Raw genomic sequence first — 17,251 nt, 5'->3', positions numbered from 1 at the left:
TGCATCCACTGGGCAACACCATGCTTCCCAGAACAATAGCGGCATTTTTTGGCCATCGTTATTCAATCGCTACAGTATGGCATCCCGTAGCGCTAAAACCCGCTTCATCGCAATATCTGCGATTGCTTGTGCGCAGCCATACCGATTGCGCCTGAATTGTAAACCGGCGCCTTGAACGTTGTCATGCCCGCCAATTGTTTGTTACCAGCCAACGTTGTCCAGTTGGCAATAGCCATCTCCCCTTTGATGACCTAGACTTAACCCAACGCCGGCACTGATTCATGGGCACATTGCCGATCTCCGACGCGCTACTGGACGATACAGAAAGCGCTCTTTCCTGGGGCAGAAAATGCAAAAACTTTTTGCGGCCTGTTTCGCACTATTCCTGCTGGCTGGCTGCGCAACGGTAGATAGTTTGCAACCCGGCGCGGGCGGCAGCAGCTTGACCGTCAAAGCACGTACGTATGATGAAGTCTGGACAGCCGCCGTCCACAGTGTCGCGCGCAATCTCACGATAGTCGAAGAAAGCAAAGCCCAAGGCCAAATTCGCGCGCAGAGCAGCGCCGGACTCATGCCCCGGGGCGAGGTCGTGGGAGTGTTCATCACACCGGCCGGACGCAATGCGCCCTCCTACGCTATTGAAGTGCAGAGCAGGTCGAAGGGCCCGCTTACCGGGCCAGACTGGAGGCGGAAGATTGTGGCCGGCATCAAGGCGGAGCTGGATAAGAAAACAATCAGCGGTCCGGTGCCAGTCACCGAGTCTCTCGGCCCATCCGAGGAGATCGTAGCGCTGCCGCCGCCGCCTGACCACCCGGCGCAATCGAGCGGCGTCAAGGGCGGCGAGATGTCCGCGCAAGTCGAGCGCCTGGCGCGACAGTCCGGCTGCGTGCCGACTGCCAGTGCCACGCTGATCGCCAAAACAGCGGCTGTTGAGACATACCAGGTTAGCTGTCAGAATGCCCGGCAGGCGCTGTTCAAGTGCGAAATGCGGCAGTGCCGGCGGTTGGACTGAGGTCAGATACGGGGGGTCTATGAAGGCAGCATTAGCTATTTTCGTGTTGTGTTCTCTACTGGCGGGCTGCATGACCATCAACAGCTTCCGATGCGACGACCCTGATGCACGGCCGACTACCTGCAAATAGAAAACAGCCCGACAGAGCGCTGTTCCAATCTGCGTCTGTGTGCATGGTCCCGCCCGGGGGTCTGGAGGCCCGAACAGGAAACCAAAAGCATTCCGTTGCGCGTCGTCAACAGCGCTCCTTGCGAACGATTTCAGATCGGAAGCGGGACAGACAGCAAACGGCTTGCGACCTGACGTCGCTTCAAAATTTCATGCGCCAGCCAGCGGCATCCCCGTCAGAGTGTCAACGGTGGTGTACCCTCCTTGAATAGCTGTCCAAGCTGGCTCCGCAATTCCGGTGTGTCTTGATGCCCGTGGACGCTTACCGCATGCTGAACTGCCGCCGCCAACAATTCGTCGTCGGTGTCTGCGGAGATTGCCACTGAACAGTTGCTATCGCTGGGATATTCGCGGCAGTCGATGTATTTACGTGACATTGTGAGCTCCTTAATAGCTGCAATCAGATTGCCGCAGCGAACCACACAGCTGGTTGCCGCTGACGGCACTTATGGCGCAAGTCACCCGCCAGGGGCTTGCCCAATACCAAGTTGAACGGCATCTCGGTGGCGCGACGGAACTGACTGAAACCGCAAATTCAGCGTCTGCAAACGACCCTCGGCGCGCTCCCCCGAAATTAAACATTAGGAATCAAAAACAGGTTTGTCAACGCCGAGTTTGTTCATATCATTAATTCATTCGGCCGCGCCGGAGTCCCCCAGATACAGCTTATTTCATGAGTGCTTTTTGCACCGAAAAACTTGACCGTAAAAGGGCGCTCGACACGCGCGACTGATAATTTATCCGGCAAAAAAAAGCGGAAAATCGCTACCCGCCAGCCGCCATATTGCAACCGCGCAAGCGTTTACCGACATTGCCAACCGGTAATGCCAAGTGCCGCCAGTGTCAACCGACCCGGGTAGGTCGCGCGTTAACGGCTTGCTGGCCAGTGGCCAATATCAATAGAAAAGGAAACGAAAAAATGAACGCCAAATTTGTTGTCGCGCTGTCGTGTGCAATCGCTCTCACCACAGCCTCAGGTATCGCAAACGCCAAAGGCTGCATAAAAGGTGCTGCCGTCGGTGCAGTAGCCGGTCATTATGCAGGCCACCATGCCGTTGCGGGCGCGGTAGGCGGGTGTGTAGTCGGTCGACACATGGCCAATAAAAAGGCGGCAGAACAGAAAGCGGCAGCTAAAGCCGCTGCGCCGGCAACCAGCCAATAAATCCCCGATATTTCACGAGTTTCAATCCCTCGAAATCGGCCAAACCATTGCGTTTGGCCGGTTTGCGTAGACATCCGGAGCCGGGTCGCCTGCATCCGCCGCATAGTGCCATCGCTGCCCGGGTGGAGGTTCATCGTCCCCAACATTCTTCAACACCGGCGTCGCTATCGCGCAAGCTGCGTGCGCCGCTTTGATCCAGCACAAACGTGCCACACTTGTCGTCCCTTTGCGGTATTGCCTGGAGTTTATAAGTCGTCACGCCGGTTTCCGCCATCAGGCCGATAACATATTTCGCAGTGCCGGTTTTGGGTGACTGGCGCATGCCGGGCGGTAGGGCCGGTATGCCGCCGTCGGCGCTGAGATAACTGTGATGCACGGTATAACGCCTTTCCATCCAGTTGGCCGCTTCGAGCATGATCGTACGCGCTTCCGAGCGGTCGCTGCGTCTGACGTATTCGCTGTAACTCGGTAGCGCGATTGCGCTCAGAATGCCGACGATCGCCACCACGATAAGTATTTCAATTAGCGTGAATCCCGCCTGCCGCCGAAAATTTTTGCATCGCATTTTGAGCACCTGTGTTGAATTTATCAGTTTGTTAAAGCGCCACCTCAGTTCAAGACTAATACGGCATCGGGAGTTGATGCCAGGTCCTGAACGGCAATCTGGGTGCTACAGCGATATCGATGATTTTTGCTTTGCCATCCAATCCGTGAATCACTAAGCGACGCCGGCCGGATGGCAGAGAAATCGGCACTGGAGACGAAATCGAAGGCGGTACACGGATCGAAATCTGATTCGGCGGCAAGGCCGGAAATATCGCTTGTGTTGCAGCGCTGCCGGAGGTGTAATCAAACACCATCAGCTGCGAAGACGGCGCGTTTGCCGATCCGGAATCCGCACCCGGCGCATACGTCAGGATCACCAGCAGGCCATCGATAATCTGCGGTTTGCCTAGCGCCCGTTCGCCACGGTCCGGCAAATCAAAATACCAGCCACGCCGACTGGTCCAGTCGATGGCATTTTTGCTGATGCTGCGGCCGCCCTCGACTGCCGTAAGGGTTTGCAACTGCAATTGATGGCGCCCGCCGACATGCATTGCGCCATCCGGCTTCTCCCAAATGCCGTAAATGGTCTGCACCTGAATAGTCGCAGGATCACCGACCTCGAATAACTTCCCGGTGCCAAACATCAGCATGCGACCGCCCTTGGGATGCCGCCCCATGACCGGCTGCTGGACGATCGGCTGGACCTGGCCGTCGCCATCGCTGGCGACAAACAATGGCTGGCCGCCATAGGCCACCCGCCAGGCCATGGGATTGCTGTCGCCAAGATCGAATTTCCATAGATTTCCGCGTAAATCACCGGCATAGGCAGCGATGACTTCTCTTTGGGAATTGAAGAGCAGGGCGGGCGTCGATAAACCATTTGGCGCAGTGGCTTCAGCCGGATCAGTATGGATTTTCCTGATCAGGGAGCCATCTGCAGCATTCACCAGATAGAGCGCGGCTTTTCTGCTCTCGCTGTCGTAGCCGTTGCCATACAATGCCGCCCACTGACCGTTGCGCAACCTGACTAATGCGGCCTCACCCAGCAGATGCCCCATATCGTTATCATTGGCCGCGCCACCCGGCGCTTCGCCGCTGCGCTCCCACAATACATTTTTCACTCCCAGCGCATCGGGCGTGCTGACATCCAGCGCAAAGACGCTCCTGGCACCGGCACCGGTTGCGCCAAGCACGATTGTTTTCCATGCCGGCGTTGCGGCATTTCCCATCGTCAGATAGGCGTCGCCCTCAGTCAGCCGGCCATCGACAAAATAGCGGTGCTGATAGCCGAAATCGCTCAGCGCTTTCAAGTTCGAAAACACCGCATGCGGGATGAACGCAAATTTCTCGACTCCCGTTTTGGCATCGAACGCATGCAACATGCCATCATTCGCACCGACATACAACATCGCCGTGCGCGAACTCTTCGCACGCACATAATCCTGATAGCTGGCGCCACCGCCGTGCGCGGCCGGCAACGACTGATAGCCGAAATCGGTGTTTTTGACATGCAGCGGCAAAGAGTTGACGATGTCGCCAAGCCGGCTGCCGCGGTCACGTAAATTTCCTGTCCCTTGCGCCGCCTGCAACGCAGCATTTCCCCTCAGATATTCCAGAATGTCCTGCGACGCTAAAGCGTCTTTTTGTGTCTCCGATAAAGCCGGCCAGTGAAATTCGACAGCAGCGCCGGACTCCGGATTCCAGGTAACGATATTCCGCACCGTCCAGTCGGGAAGATGATCTGCCGCATCCCATAACTGCGCCCCGACACTCCCATCCGGAGCAACCCGATACGCCTTTAAGTGGCCGCTCCATACGTCGGCAGTAAAACCCGCCCGGTACGCGATCGATGCGTCGCTCAGCGCGCTATTGTCATAGATCAGTGCTGAAGATAACGCTGCCGGCACCAATGGAAGTTGCGATATCTGGCCGATCGCGGGCGATAAGATCAACAGTCCGATCAGCAGTCCGCATAACTTGCCGCTATTCCGCATCATTTTTCTGCACGCATTGGCTAGCCTTAAAGCTGGGTTTCATCACAAGCGCAAATAACTTTGCAGGATTACCGCAGCATTGCTGCCGGTGCCGATGCCGCGTGCGGTGATGCGATACGCCGGCAGCTGATCGGCTGGTTTCAGTTGAAATTCACGGTCGCCGGCCATTGCCATTTTTTCGATCATGCAACGCGGCGCCTCCGCCAGCTCCGCACTGCTGGCAACGCTGGCCGGCAACGCTATGGAGATCGCGTCGCTACGCCAGTTGGCAGCCAACTCCCAATGATTTTTCCCACGCTGAGCATCGCCCGTAATGGGACCGGCTTCAAGCTGCGGATAGGCAGCCGGATTTGATTGCGGCATGGCCTGGAGCAATGCTTCGCAATAGCGCAGCACTTGTTCTGCCGCTTCAAAAGCGAGTTGCCGACTGCGCAAATTTCCCGACATTTTTTCTTCCAGCGTGACGTTGCGGATAGCTGCGACGCCGATCAGCGTCATCACGACCAAAAAAATCAGTGTGACAGGCAACGCGATGCCAGGTTGCCGGGTGATGAATTTTTCTATCCCTATTGCTCGTATTCGCATCACAGAGGCCTCGCAAAATGTCAGGGTACGAACACCGTCGAAAAACAGCGCACATCCTTATCGGTTGCAGCATTCAGCGCAGCCTTGCGGCAATTGGTTTTGCTCAGCGCACCGTCATTCGCGTGCGGCTGCACACCATCCTGATTTCCCGGCTCTCTGAAATACACCCTGACGACGAAGCCATTTTTCACGGATCCGGAAATCTCGCCCCAGCCACCCGCCATTGCACGGCTCAGCGCGGCGCGCCATTCGTGGATATCGATCGCCGCTACTTCAGCGTGCGTACAAGCGGCAACGATCGCACAGGCCGGCGCCTCGGGCGCAGCGGCGGGAGTGGCTGGATAATTCTGCAAAGCGGAGCTGTAATAACCATCCAGTGCGCCGCCGATATTCGCTCGCACACGCTCAGCCAGATTGACGCTGTATGCGGTGGCCAGTGCGCGCTGCTGCGCTACTTTTTGGTATCTCAATGCCGCCATCTGCAATCCCGCCAAACCGATTAATGCGAAGGCGGTGATGATGATGGCGATCAGCACTTCAATCAGGCCGGCGCCGGATTGTTTGTGCAAGATCGCTGGTGCGGAACATGTGTACATTCAAAAATTATAGTCATCGCGGGTGGTCGCGACAATAGGACAGAGACTTAAATGAAGATATCCGCTTGAACCGGCAACCGGATAGGGGAAAGAAAGACAGCTGACAGGATGCATTTCCTGCCGGGACTGACGCAGGCAATCAAGGAGCCGGTTGTGTCATGCGCTCTACGATGCATTGATGCTGATGCAGCGTGACCAGGCCGACATTGCGCTGGGTCCGTTCCCGAAAATCAGGCAAATTTGTTCAGCAGCACGGCCAGGTTTCTTGCGTATTCGTTGGCCTCTTCGGTGCTTGCCGCCGCGCCGATGTGGGTCACCATTGCATCCGTCAACAGCACGATAAAAGCACGATCAAGTGCCTTGCGGGCGGCGGTCATCTGTTGCGCAACGCTTTCGCAATCGGCTGGCACGGCGGCATTCGCGACCAGTTTTTGAACGCCGCGAAGTTGTCCTTCGACACGCGCCAGGCGGTGTAACAATTCTTTCTTCTGTTGCTCTGTCAGCGCCGTACCTTGCACCACTTTGGCAGGAGTATCAGACAAAATGCACCTCTGGAAGTTGAATCGCGAACGACAGAATGAGTACTATACAGCGGATATGCGGCGTACCAACGCCTTGTGTGCGCCACCCGCTTAACGCCGGAAAATGTCACTCTGAAGCGGCATGCTGCACTTCCCTCGACCGGCCTGAAAGACACAATGGAAAAGAAATACTGACATTCAAACCAACGCCCGTCGACGGTACTGAAAGCACGATGGGCGCATGATGCACGGCGGCAACCTCACGCACGATCGAGAGTCCCAAACCGGCACCGCCCGGATTTAATTGTTGGGCCGAGGGAGCGCGGTAGAACGCCGAAAAAACCCGCTCGCGATCTGCTGCAGGGATCCCGCTGCCACTATCCTCGATTTCAAATACACCGCACTGCGCCTGATCATCCCGTCGTACACGTAAGGTAATCTTGCCGTTCGGGGGGGTATAGCGAATCGCGTTATCCAGCAAATTGGTCAGCATTTCATGCAGCAGCAGCGGATTCGCGTTGATCTGCACGTCTGCGTCCGCATCGCACGACAGACCGAGTTGCTGCTCGAGCGCCTGCGCTGCCAGCTCCAGACCGACCCGACGCGTCGCTGCGGTCAGCGACAACGCTGCCATGCCGCCTTCGGCCACGCCATGCCCGGCGCACGCCAGCGTCAATAGCCGCTGCGCCAGATGCACCGTCGAATCGGTGGTGGCCGCCATGCTTTGCACAATCTCGCGTAATGCGCGGGTATCTTGCGGATCACGGTCAAGCCCGCGCAGCGCCAGTTCGGCCTGTGTCTTCAACACCGTCAGCGGTGTGCGCAACTGGTGCGACGCATCGGCGACAAAGCGGCGCTGGCCGGTAAGCAAGGTGTGCAGACGCCCCATGTAGCCATTCAATGCGGCGACCAGCGGGCGTACTTCCCGGTGTACCTGATCCGCATCGAAATCCGCCAAATCGGTGGGGGCGCGCGCTTCTACCGCACGCTTCAGTTGCATCAATGGGCGCAGCACTATCCGTACTGCGAAGCACACCAAAAGGGCGGCTACGCTCACCAGCAATCCCTGTCGCCACAAAGTAGCAAATAAAATCCGGCGTGCAAGTGCACTGCGCGCGTCCATCGTTTCACCCACCTGAATCAGCGCGATGCCACGCATCGAATCGTCATGCACAGGCTGATAAAGCGCGGCAATCCGGACCGGCTGACCACGATAAGTGGCGTGATAAAAACGCACCGGCGCCGGATAATTTTCCGAACGCGGTACGTTGGCGGGCAGTGCCGGCAAATCTTCATAGCCGGAGATGAATTCGCCTTTGGTACCCGTCACCTTGTAATAAATGCGTCCCCGCGTGTCAGTCTCAACACTGTCCAGCGCTACATGCGGCACGGCAGCGGCCACCTTGCCTTCGACGATCGAGACTCGCTCCGCCAGCGCGCGCGTCGATGCCAGCAAGGCCCGATCGTATGCCTGATCGGCAACATCGAGCGCATTCCGATACACCGATAGTGCATCGACTGCGACCAGCAATAGCAGCGGAATCAGCAGCCAGCGCAATAACTGGCCACGCAAGCTACCTGGCGATGTTCCGGCTGCGCCGACAGCAACTGGTGCTGGTGTGCGCGGATGCATTATTCTGCCCGTGCCTCCAGCAGATAACCTAGTCCACGCAAGGTCGTGATCGCGACATGGCCCGATTGGGCGCCGGCCAATTTCTTGCGCAAACGATGAATATAAATTTCAATCGCATCCGGTTTGGCATCGTCGGCCAATGAGAACACTTCATCGAACAGCTTTTCTTTCGACACTACCCGGCCCGCACGCGTGATCAAGGCTTCCAGCACCGCATGCTCGCGCGGCGTCAGCGCCAATACGGACGCTCCATAGGTAAACATGCGAGAGACGGTGTCAAAGCGTAATGCGCCGCAACTATACACCAGCTCCTCATTGCCTTGCGTACGGCGCAACAATGCCTTCACCCGCGCCTCCAGTTCAGTCAGCTCAAACGGCTTGGCCAGATAGTCATCGGCACCCAGATTCAATCCTTGCACCCGATCCTGCAAACCGCCGCGTGCCGTGAGTATCATCACCGGCACATTGCTACCGCGCGCGCGCAGCCGCTTCAGGACGTCCAGTCCATCCATCTTCGGCAACGTCAAATCCAGAATCACCAGCGCATACTGCTGTGTATGCAACAGGCTATCCGCATCCGCTCCGTTCATCGCACACTCAACCGTCCAGTGCGCATCCCGCAACGCCTGGGCCAGCCAGCGCGACAATTCGACGTGATCTTCAATCAATAAGATTCGCATGATCCTCGGGGCCGGGGGATGGTCTCCAGTGGGTCTGCCACATGGCGCTTCTACAACATCCAACCGCTACTGTTCATTCACCCAATGTTGCATCGAGTTTTTGTAATTATCTCTTTGAGTAATGAGGTTTCCTCGATATTTCATTTTCCATCAGGTGGATTTTATGCAACCCGCTTTTCCTGATTTTGCGCAATGACCCATTCAGCGTGGGATTTACCGACACTGAAACGGGCTTTCGTCGCTCAACTCTGACCCTGTTTTCGTATCGGTGATGACAACGATTGATTTAGGATACTTCGCACATAGAGCATTGCGAACGGTATAGATTCGAGTTCCCTGTGCTACAAGATGCATATTGGTTGCCAGAGCATTGCCTGCAGCATCATGAGCTGTAATCACATAGGTTCCAGACATCGTTACGCAACCGCTCACGACGCTGATCGAAATTGCCGCAAAAGCAACGATGGCCGCAATCTTCGCGACCTGCCAGCGCGCAGCATCTTCACCTGCATGCTTGCCGCACACGAAAGCCCTTTGTCCCGGCGTAGCAGCGACATGTCGCTCAAGACATCTGTTCAGTCGCTCAAAATCTGGCATACGTTTTTCCTTTTAGCTATGCCTGCAGCCGATCGGCTCAAGCGCAAGAGTTATGTTCAAGTACGATTTTCCGAAATTTTCTGAAGTTGATGTCATTAGGAACTTCGCGGTCTGTAAGTACAAGAATTTAAGAAAAACACAAGCAATAAAAACCACAAGTTATTTCGCAACATAAGCACTGTTCTCGTTATTAATTTTCGAAGGAGTTGCCTATTTATCGAATAGGAGAGCATCCAGATTCGTCCTTGCTAGAGCATTGACGTCCTTGGCACGCAGGCATATTTTTTCTACTGCTCAGTGAGCACAAGCCTTTATCGCCATCTGAATATTTGAACCCTTTATTAAACATACATTGTTGTGCAAGAGCGGCATTGTTAGGTATATAGTTTTTACCAAATCCGTAGGCATACGGATAGCCACACTGCAGCATCTCCTGTTTAACGCTTTCTTCTGAAATCCCAGGTTTAATCCACTGCTTGTATTCAGGCGGTGCTGGTTGAAAAGGTTTTTTACCAAAGCAAGCTGTTAAAGTGAGCATAATGAAAACGAATGCGGTAATTTTCAACGTCATTTTTTCTCCATATAAAAATAGTTCAGTATTTTCTAACTGGCTGCAATATTGGGCTCTTGTTTGGCGAATCACTCCAAAACTTCTCACACTGCACGTTGCCAGCTCCATAACAGTTATGAACTGTATTTACACCCCCTAATGCATTAAATGCCTCACCTATAGCACTACTCCCATCAGGAATCGCCCCGCCAGTAGATGGGTTGCCACCTATCAGCCTTCCAACGGGATCAGCCATATGATTTTGCAGTTTCAATACCATGTCATTTTTCTGATCGAGACTCGTCACCGCATCCGGTTTTGCAAGTTGCTTAGGATATCGTCCGCTTTCGCCGCATTGTATGCGGGGCCAAAGAAATTCACGGTGGTGCCGCTCAATGCACCTGATGCAACGGCTTGCTTTTGTATTGATTCCATTGCGTTGCCAATGGTCAGCGCGCCACGGCTGTGACCGTTTATATGCAAGCCATCTTTTCCGTATTGCTCCATTAACCCCTTGGTTTCTTGGGTTGCGTTGGTCAATCCCCAGGAATCGTTTTCCAGAAACTTTTGGTAGCCGGCAATCAGAAGTTCTGAAACGGCGTTGTCTGCCGGAGGAAAGTGAATCAGGTAGCGTGGTCCATCACTTTCCGTACGGTGTTGGTCGGCATAATTTGTTGCGGCATCGGGACCGTTAAAGATGCCGTTGTTGGCGATGTGCACTTTTCCATCGGAAGCTGCCTGCAGATTCTGTTTTTCTTCGTCGGATAACTTTCGCTTTACTGTTTTCCCATCAGCACCTCGCACCACCTCATACATATCCACTTTTTTGAAGAAGGAGGTACGGTAAGCCTCATCGGTAAATTTGGTCGCTTCTGCAACAATGGCTTGCTTGATCGCCTGTTCAGCTTGCGCTGTTTGTGCCATCGCTTGCACATCTGATTTTTGCGCCGACGTATGCGCGTTGTCTGTATCGCGGCTCAGATTTGCTAGCGTTTGTTCTGCGCTGTTGCCCGTCAATGCCCGTTGCTTTTGTTCGCCCGTGATGGCGATTGTTCCGGCACTAATGGCGCTGTGCGTGGTGCCTGATGAAGAACCTGATGCCTTGCCATTGTTCAGGGCGGTGCCGATGACTGCTTTGCTTGCACCGTATTTGCCTTGATCGGCCATGTCGCTGCTTAAACCAATACCGATGCTGCTGGCGCCGGCATCGGACTTGTTTTGAATAGCGCCATAGGTGAGGGTCGCGGTGGTAAGACTATTTTTGGCGTCCTCTGCAGCTTTATCGGTACTGGCAATCACGCCACCCTTGAGATCGGTATTGCCGTTGACGGTCACAATAAAACCGCCGTCCCCGGCCTTGATGCCGGATTGTTCCGTCACGCTGGCGTAGTTGCTGTGGATATCGGTCTTGCTAACATTCCCGCTGACACTGCTCGCGCCGGCACAGAACGGCGGAATGCACAGACTGACACCGACGCCGGCGCTCTTTTCTTTGGAATCATAGACGCTGGCGTCTTGCAGGCTTTCAATGTTGAGATTGCCGCCGACCTTGGCATTTACCTGCTTGCCACTTGCGATGCCACCTTTGAGGTTGGTGTCGCCGCCGGATTCCAGTGACAATTGATTTCCCGCCGTCACATGCGTGTTTGTGTAAGCCAGATCGGTACCATCCGCATTGCCGCGACTGCCGGAAACGCCGGCATTCAGAGTGAAACCGTTTTGTGTTCCGCCCAGCGAAAAGCCGATGCCGATGCTGCCGCTTTGGGAAGAACTGGTACTGTGCTGTTCGGCGGTATTTTGTGCCGCCGATAAATGTATGTCGCCATCGGCTTTGAGTGTGGCGTTGTTCGCCGCGCTGATGTCAGAACCCTGTACGGTGAGGTTGCTGTCTTTACCGGCACCGCTGGCGCTGATGTGCACGTTGCCGCCAGCCGCGATGTTGCTGCCCTTGGCAGTCGTGCTGCCTTGCGTGGCATGGCTTTGGCTCTGGCTGCCGCCCACACCGATACTGACGTTGACTGCGCTGGCTTGCCCCTGCGCGATGGCATCTGCTGCGTTGGCGCCGGCGGCGACGGTTGTCGCCCCTGCCAAGGCTTGCATGCGTTTGTCGCTGGTTTGGCTGGCGGCTTTCTTCATCTGCTGCGCAGTCTGTACTGCCGACACCAGCGCGTTCGTCAATGTGACCGTCAGGCCGCTTTGCTTGGCTTTACGGTCTTGCGTCGCCGCCATGGTCTCGGTCGCTGCGGTGATGTTGACTTTTTGTGCTGCGATATCTATGTCGCCCTTGGGCGCCAGGACCTGGCTGCCGGTTTGGGTGTATTGATTCCCTGCGCTGATGGCGAGATTGCCGTCGGTGCTGCCGATGGCGCTGCTGTTTTGGGTGATGTGCGCGTTGGTCTGCGCATCTTGTCGTTGCTTCGATCCCATCGTGACGCCAATACCGCCGCTGCTAAACATGCCGGAGGTTTTTTCTTCTGAGGAGAAAGTGCGGTCGCTGGTGTTGCGCGCCGTGGTGATGGTCACGTTGTTACCTGCAGCCAATGCAACTTCATGGGTGCCCACGACATTGCTGCCGGTGATGCCGATATCCCGTCCTGCCTGGGCGATTACCGCATCGCCCGACAAGGTGCTGCCGACTGTGGTCGTGCTGTGGGCGTTGGCCTGCGAGCTGCTGGTCGATGACGACAGCAGGCCTTTCGAGGTGGTATGGATGGCCTGGTCGAGGCTGCTGCTTTGTTCGGCGCTGCCAAGCTTGACGTCGCGCCCGGCAACTGCTGCCAGTTGACCGCCGGCATTGGCGTAGGCGGCCGTGGCGTTGATATCCCGCGCGGCGATCAGGGCCAGCTTGCCGCCGGTATGGATGCTGCTGCCAGTAACTTGCGTCTGGCTTTCGTTCAGGTGATTCCGGCTGTCGTAGGCGACGTTGTTGGTGGTGTGGGTGTTCACCGCCGTCAGGTTGAGGTCACGGCCCGCTTGGACCGACAATTTATCGGCGGTCACGCTGGCGCCCCGACCCAATACCGTGTTGGTGCCATTCACGCTGGTGGCCGCTATCGCCTCGGTACCCAGCGTCACATCGCGTCCGGCCAGTATCCCGACCCGGTGCCCGGCGACGTTGCCGCCGTTGTTCAGCACGTCATTCTGCGCGGCCAGGATGGTATGACCGTCGGTGCCGGTGCTGTGGAGTTCGCCCGTGTTGGCGATGTCGCTGGCGTGGACGATCAGGTTGTTGGACGCTTGCAGCGTACCGCCATTGTCGAGGCTGCCGTTAATCGTCAGGTCAATGTCCTTGCCCGAGATCAGGGCGCCGCTCGGGGCGATATCGCCGGCGCTGGCACGGGTCAGATACACCACCGGCACCAGCACGCTGCTGGTGCTGCCGTCCGGCAGGGTCACATCCTGGTTGACCAACCAGACAATGTCCGAGGTCAGCGCAGCCATTTGGGCGGCGCTCAGGGCAATGCCGGGGGTGAGCTGGAATTGCGCGGCGCTGGCGCTGCCGGCCTCCATCAGTGCCTTGTACTGTTCTTCGTTGCTGGCGTAGTTTCCGAGGAAACGCTTGCCGGTCAGTTGCGTGATCTGGTCGTTGATCAGCTTTTGTTCATAGAAGCCGTCGCCCAGGCGCTTGTGGACTTTCTGCGGATCGAGTGCGAGACGGCTTAGCAGGTAGTCGCTGGAAATAAAGTGTTGATAGTTGGTGAAGGTCGGATCGGTTTCGATCAGATACGACTGGCCGGGCCGGGGGCGCAACTGGAATAGCTGACTGTTCGGCAGCGTCAGATTGGGTAGCGGGGATGCCGCATGGCCGATCGTTTGATGGTTGCCGCTGATGTCGTTGTGCTTGTCGACGTGGTTGCCGACGGCCTGATTGGGGCCGGTGATCGGCCGGGTGTTCTCTTGTTTGGTCCAGACCTGTAACGCCAGCGGGGTCGCGGGCAGGGCGACATCGTAGGAGGCGCCGTTGTGGTCGTATTTATAGTGGTTTTGGTGCGGGTGGCCGTCGACCCAGTGATAGTAGTTCTCTCCGGCGGTCATGCTGTTGGTGGTGACGATTTCGCCGCTGGCGCCGAGGTTGTCGACGGGGCCGGCGCTGCCGCTGATCGTGCCGCCGGCAATCATTGTGCTCTTGTCGTTGGTGACGCTGCCGGACAGCAGCATGTGGCCGCCCGCGGTGATTTTTCCGGGATCGCTGGTCTTGACCACGGTGCGCGCAACGGTCTGGGTGTAGTCGCGCTTGTAGAATTTTTCGAAGCGCGCATTTCCCGGCAGCACCAGCACGATCCCGCCGTCGCCGCTGTCATCCCATGCGACCTGGTCCGGGCGGTACCAGCTGCCGTCGATCCAGGAGCGGTATTCGGTGACGCGCCTGGTTTTACCGGGGTCGACCTGCAGTTCGGTCGTAAAGTGCTTGTTTTGATTCATCAATGCTGCGGTGTGCAGCCGCAACGCGCCGCCGGCGTCGATGGTGGCGGAGGCATTGAGGATGTCGGCGGCGCTGCCGCTGACCTGATGGTTGCCATCCAGCGCACCGCCCAAGGTCATGTCGCCGAGGCTTTGGAGTAACGCATGTTCGCGGTTGGTGATGTGTCGGGCGCCAATCTGCAGCGTGTTGCGCGCGGCGATGACACCGGCCTGCTGCGTGCTGCCATCGGGATGCAACACGCCATCGTTGACCACGCTGCGCGCACCGATGGCGATGTCGTCGCCGTAAATCCGGCCGATGTTGTAGAGCGCGTTGTTGGCGTTGATCAGGGCAGTGCCGCCGCCGGCATGGATGAGTGCGCCGTATTGGTTGGTGATGTTATTCGCCGCCAGAGTCAGGTTGCGGACGGATGCAAGAGTGCCGGCGTTGATCAGGTCACCGCTGGTACGCACACGCAGATCGCGATTGGCGCTGATCCGGTTGCCGGCGCTGTTGGTGTAATTGCCTTGCAGCTGAATGCTCGCATCCTGGCCGGCGCTGATGTTGCCGTCGCCCGCAAGGGTGCCGGCGTTGATATCCAGGTCGGCAGCGCTGCCGATGTTGCCGCCGGTGTTGCTCAGTTGACCGCTGGCGTTCAGGCTGAGCCCGTCGGTATGCAGTGCGGTGAGGCGACCGGCGCTGTTGTCGATGTTGGCGGCGCTGATCTGTAAAGCTTTTGCCGCTTGTACAGTGCCTTGCGCGTTGTCCAGGTTGCCGATGAAGTTGAGTGCAGCGCTGCCGTTGGTCGCGATGCTGCCGCCGAGGTTGCTCAGCGCGCCGCTATTCAGCGTCAGCGCGCCGGCTCCAGCGTGCTGGATGTTGCCGGCATCGTTGCTCAGGCTGCCGGCCTGGAGGGTGAGATGTTGGGCATTGGCGGTGATCGCACCATTGTGGTTGTCGAGTGCGCCAGTAGTCGCGATGGTGGTGGCGCCGCTGCCGGACTGGTTAATCATGCCGCCGCTGTTCGACAGACTGGCCGAATGGCTGGTTAACTGGGACGCGCTGAGCGTGCCTTGGTTGTTGGTGAGCGCACCGCTGGCATTGATGGTCGTGCTGCCTGCCGCTTGCAGCGTGCCGCCGGTGTGGTCGATGTCACCGGCGCTTGCGATCAGCGTTGTACTGCCGGCAGCGTTGGTGTGCGCATGGGTGAGATTGAGGCTGGCACCATTCATGGCGAGATTGCCGCCGGCGGTGTTTTGTCCGGCGGCGGTAATCGCGCCGCTGGTGCTCAGATTCAGATTGCCTGCCTGAGTGACTTGGCCATTGGCATCGCTACCGGCCGCCAAGGTGCCGCTCGACTGGATGCCTGCGGCGGTCAGGGTGAGATCGTTTTGCGCGGCCATCATGCCACTGTTGCTGATTTGTCCGGCGCTGTTAATTTGCACCGCTTGTTTACCGTACAGGGTGCCGCTGTTGCTGACCGCATCGTCGCTGCGAATGGCGATCCGGCCGCTGGCGCTGGTGTCGCCATTGAGTGTGACTTTGCCGTGACTGTCGATCGAGACATCACCCGCTTGCGCGGCGATATTGCCGAGGCTGGCAACGCCGACACCGGCTGCGGTGCCGATGAGTCTGATCTTGTTGGCATACATCCCGCCCAGTTGCGCGACGTCGATGCCGACGGTGGGTTTGTCGCCTTCACCTTGTATGACTTGTACACCGAGGTCGGCGTAATTGACCTGATTCGCACCGCTGACGACATGCAGATTATTCGCCCACAGTTCGCCGTTGACGCGCACGCTGCGGGCGATCAAATCCAGCTGGTCGGTGTTCGCCCCATTCAGCCCGCCGACCTGGATATCGCCACGGCGGACGCGAAACGCGTTCAGGCTGCCGTCGCCGCCGAATACCGGCGTGCCGGTGGTCAACACGCCGCGACTGGTATTGATGAAGCCGCAACCGCTGCAGGAAATGCCGTTCGGGTTGGCGACGACTACCTGAGCGTGCCGGCCGGCGACTTCGATATAGCCGTTCAATTGACTGCGCCCGGTACCAGTCACTTCGTTGAGGATGATGCGGGCGCTGCCGTTGGTCAAATTGGCATTGCCGTCTACATAGCCGCCAAGCTGGGTCTGGCTGATCGTCCTGGCGTTGTTGAGGATCGCGCCGTTTCGGTCGACATTGAACTGGTTGTACTGGTTATGGCTCAGCCCCGCTGCGTTCGGCGCGGCAATCTGCACCAGTGGCCGCCCGTTGGCGCTTTGATCGATGGTGGGACGCTGGGCGCCTGCGTTCGGGTCGGCGACGATTTGCGCCTGCACCACGGTGACGGCGCCGAACAACGCGGCGATTGACACGCTCAGATGCGCCAGGCGCAGCAGCGCTGAACCGGTCGTGCCGGATGCGCTGCCTGCACTTTTACCCTGGCTGGAAACGTTCTCCGCGACGGCCATCAACATGCCGCGGTTTTTATTCAAGATGACGCGATAAGCTGCCTTGTTCATTTGTTTCAATCCAGGAAAAAATCGATGTCGCGAGAGAACTGCTTGATATCGATAGTTCAAACCAAAACCGATTGCCGAGGCCTCGCCGCGAAAATCGGAATTTATATTTTCTCCAAGATGAAACTCTACAAAGCAATTCTGTAGATTGATATAGGCTAATTTCTTAAAAAGCTGCTGATTGTCTAGCGCTCACGCTTCCCGCCAGCTTTAGCGAGTGGTCGCTGCGTTCCCAAGCGCCGCATCGCAGCATCAAACAGCGCATAGCAATGCGTGAAGCCGGCTGGCCGGCGCCTGCGATATC

The 17,251-nt window shown here is 57.2% G+C and carries 13 protein-coding genes; 2 read left to right on the top strand and 11 right to left on the bottom strand.

Annotated features, from left to right (window positions below):
• Positions 1 to 349: 349 nt before the first annotated feature.
• Positions 350 to 1,012 (top strand): hypothetical protein, encoded by a 663-nt coding sequence (locus tag AC3CHX_RS27775; protein WP_488631164.1) that lies wholly within the window; start codon positions 350 to 352, stop codon positions 1,010 to 1,012.
• A gap of 344 nt (positions 1,013 to 1,356) precedes the next feature.
• Here AC3CHX_RS27775 and AC3CHX_RS27770 read toward each other — a convergent pair whose 3' ends face one another.
• A complete protein-coding gene (locus AC3CHX_RS27770; protein ID WP_488631163.1) occupies positions 1,357 to 1,557 on the bottom strand; it encodes a DUF1059 domain-containing protein in 201 nt (66 codons plus the stop codon).
• 542 nt (positions 1,558 to 2,099) lie between these two features.
• Between AC3CHX_RS27770 and AC3CHX_RS27765 the strand changes: the two genes are divergently transcribed.
• Positions 2,100 to 2,342, top strand: coding sequence for a hypothetical protein (locus AC3CHX_RS27765; RefSeq protein WP_488631162.1), 243 nt, complete (start codon positions 2,100 to 2,102; stop codon positions 2,340 to 2,342).
• A gap of 130 nt (positions 2,343 to 2,472) precedes the next feature.
• On the opposite strand, the gene AC3CHX_RS27760 is transcribed toward AC3CHX_RS27765, so the two are convergent.
• The 10 genes from AC3CHX_RS27760 to AC3CHX_RS27715 all read right to left on the bottom strand — a co-directional run bounded on the left by AC3CHX_RS27760 (position 2,473) and on the right by AC3CHX_RS27715 (position 16,950).
• Positions 2,473 to 2,907 carry a type IV pilin protein gene (locus tag AC3CHX_RS27760; protein ID WP_488631161.1) on the bottom strand — a complete coding sequence of 145 codons (435 nt, stop codon included), beginning with the start codon at positions 2,905 to 2,907 and terminating at the stop codon, positions 2,473 to 2,475.
• 55 nt (positions 2,908 to 2,962) lie between these two features.
• Positions 2,963 to 4,885 (bottom strand): pilus assembly protein, encoded by a 1,923-nt coding sequence (locus AC3CHX_RS27755; protein WP_488631160.1) that lies wholly within the window; start codon positions 4,883 to 4,885, stop codon positions 2,963 to 2,965.
• Between the two features lie 39 nt (positions 4,886 to 4,924).
• Positions 4,925 to 5,467 carry a pilus assembly PilX family protein gene (locus AC3CHX_RS27750; RefSeq protein WP_488631159.1) on the bottom strand — a complete coding sequence of 181 codons (543 nt, stop codon included), beginning with the start codon at positions 5,465 to 5,467 and terminating at the stop codon, positions 4,925 to 4,927.
• Between the two features lie 20 nt (positions 5,468 to 5,487).
• Positions 5,488 to 6,036 (bottom strand): type IV pilus modification protein PilV, encoded by a 549-nt coding sequence (gene pilV / locus AC3CHX_RS27745; RefSeq protein WP_488631158.1) that lies wholly within the window; start codon positions 6,034 to 6,036, stop codon positions 5,488 to 5,490.
• Between the two features lie 257 nt (positions 6,037 to 6,293).
• The gene (locus AC3CHX_RS27740) at positions 6,294 to 6,605 is read right to left on the bottom strand and encodes a metal-sensitive transcriptional regulator (RefSeq protein WP_488631157.1); all 312 of its coding nucleotides are present in this window, start codon (positions 6,603 to 6,605) and stop codon (positions 6,294 to 6,296) included.
• A gap of 106 nt (positions 6,606 to 6,711) precedes the next feature.
• Entirely contained in the window at positions 6,712 to 8,217 is a 1,506-nt protein-coding gene (locus tag AC3CHX_RS27735) for a sensor histidine kinase N-terminal domain-containing protein (protein ID WP_488631156.1), read from the bottom strand.
• Complete coding sequence (locus AC3CHX_RS27730; RefSeq protein WP_488631155.1) at positions 8,217 to 8,897, bottom strand: response regulator; 681 nt, start codon at positions 8,895 to 8,897, stop codon at positions 8,217 to 8,219. The genes AC3CHX_RS27735 and AC3CHX_RS27730 overlap by 1 nt, the downstream gene beginning before the upstream one ends.
• A gap of 213 nt (positions 8,898 to 9,110) precedes the next feature.
• The gene (locus AC3CHX_RS27725) at positions 9,111 to 9,494 is read right to left on the bottom strand and encodes a hypothetical protein (protein WP_488631154.1); all 384 of its coding nucleotides are present in this window, start codon (positions 9,492 to 9,494) and stop codon (positions 9,111 to 9,113) included.
• A 214-nt stretch (positions 9,495 to 9,708) separates the two neighbouring features.
• The gene (locus AC3CHX_RS27720; protein WP_488631153.1) at positions 9,709 to 10,137 is read right to left on the bottom strand and encodes a hypothetical protein; all 429 of its coding nucleotides are present in this window, start codon (positions 10,135 to 10,137) and stop codon (positions 9,709 to 9,711) included.
• 210 nt (positions 10,138 to 10,347) lie between these two features.
• The gene (locus AC3CHX_RS27715; RefSeq protein ID WP_488631152.1) at positions 10,348 to 16,950 is read right to left on the bottom strand and encodes a hemagglutinin repeat-containing protein; all 6,603 of its coding nucleotides are present in this window, start codon (positions 16,948 to 16,950) and stop codon (positions 10,348 to 10,350) included.
• Positions 16,951 to 17,251 lie beyond the last annotated feature (301 nt).

It is taken from the genome of Glaciimonas sp. OK215 (assembly GCF_057787885.1).
This window is presented reverse-complemented; position numbering and strand designations above follow the sequence as displayed.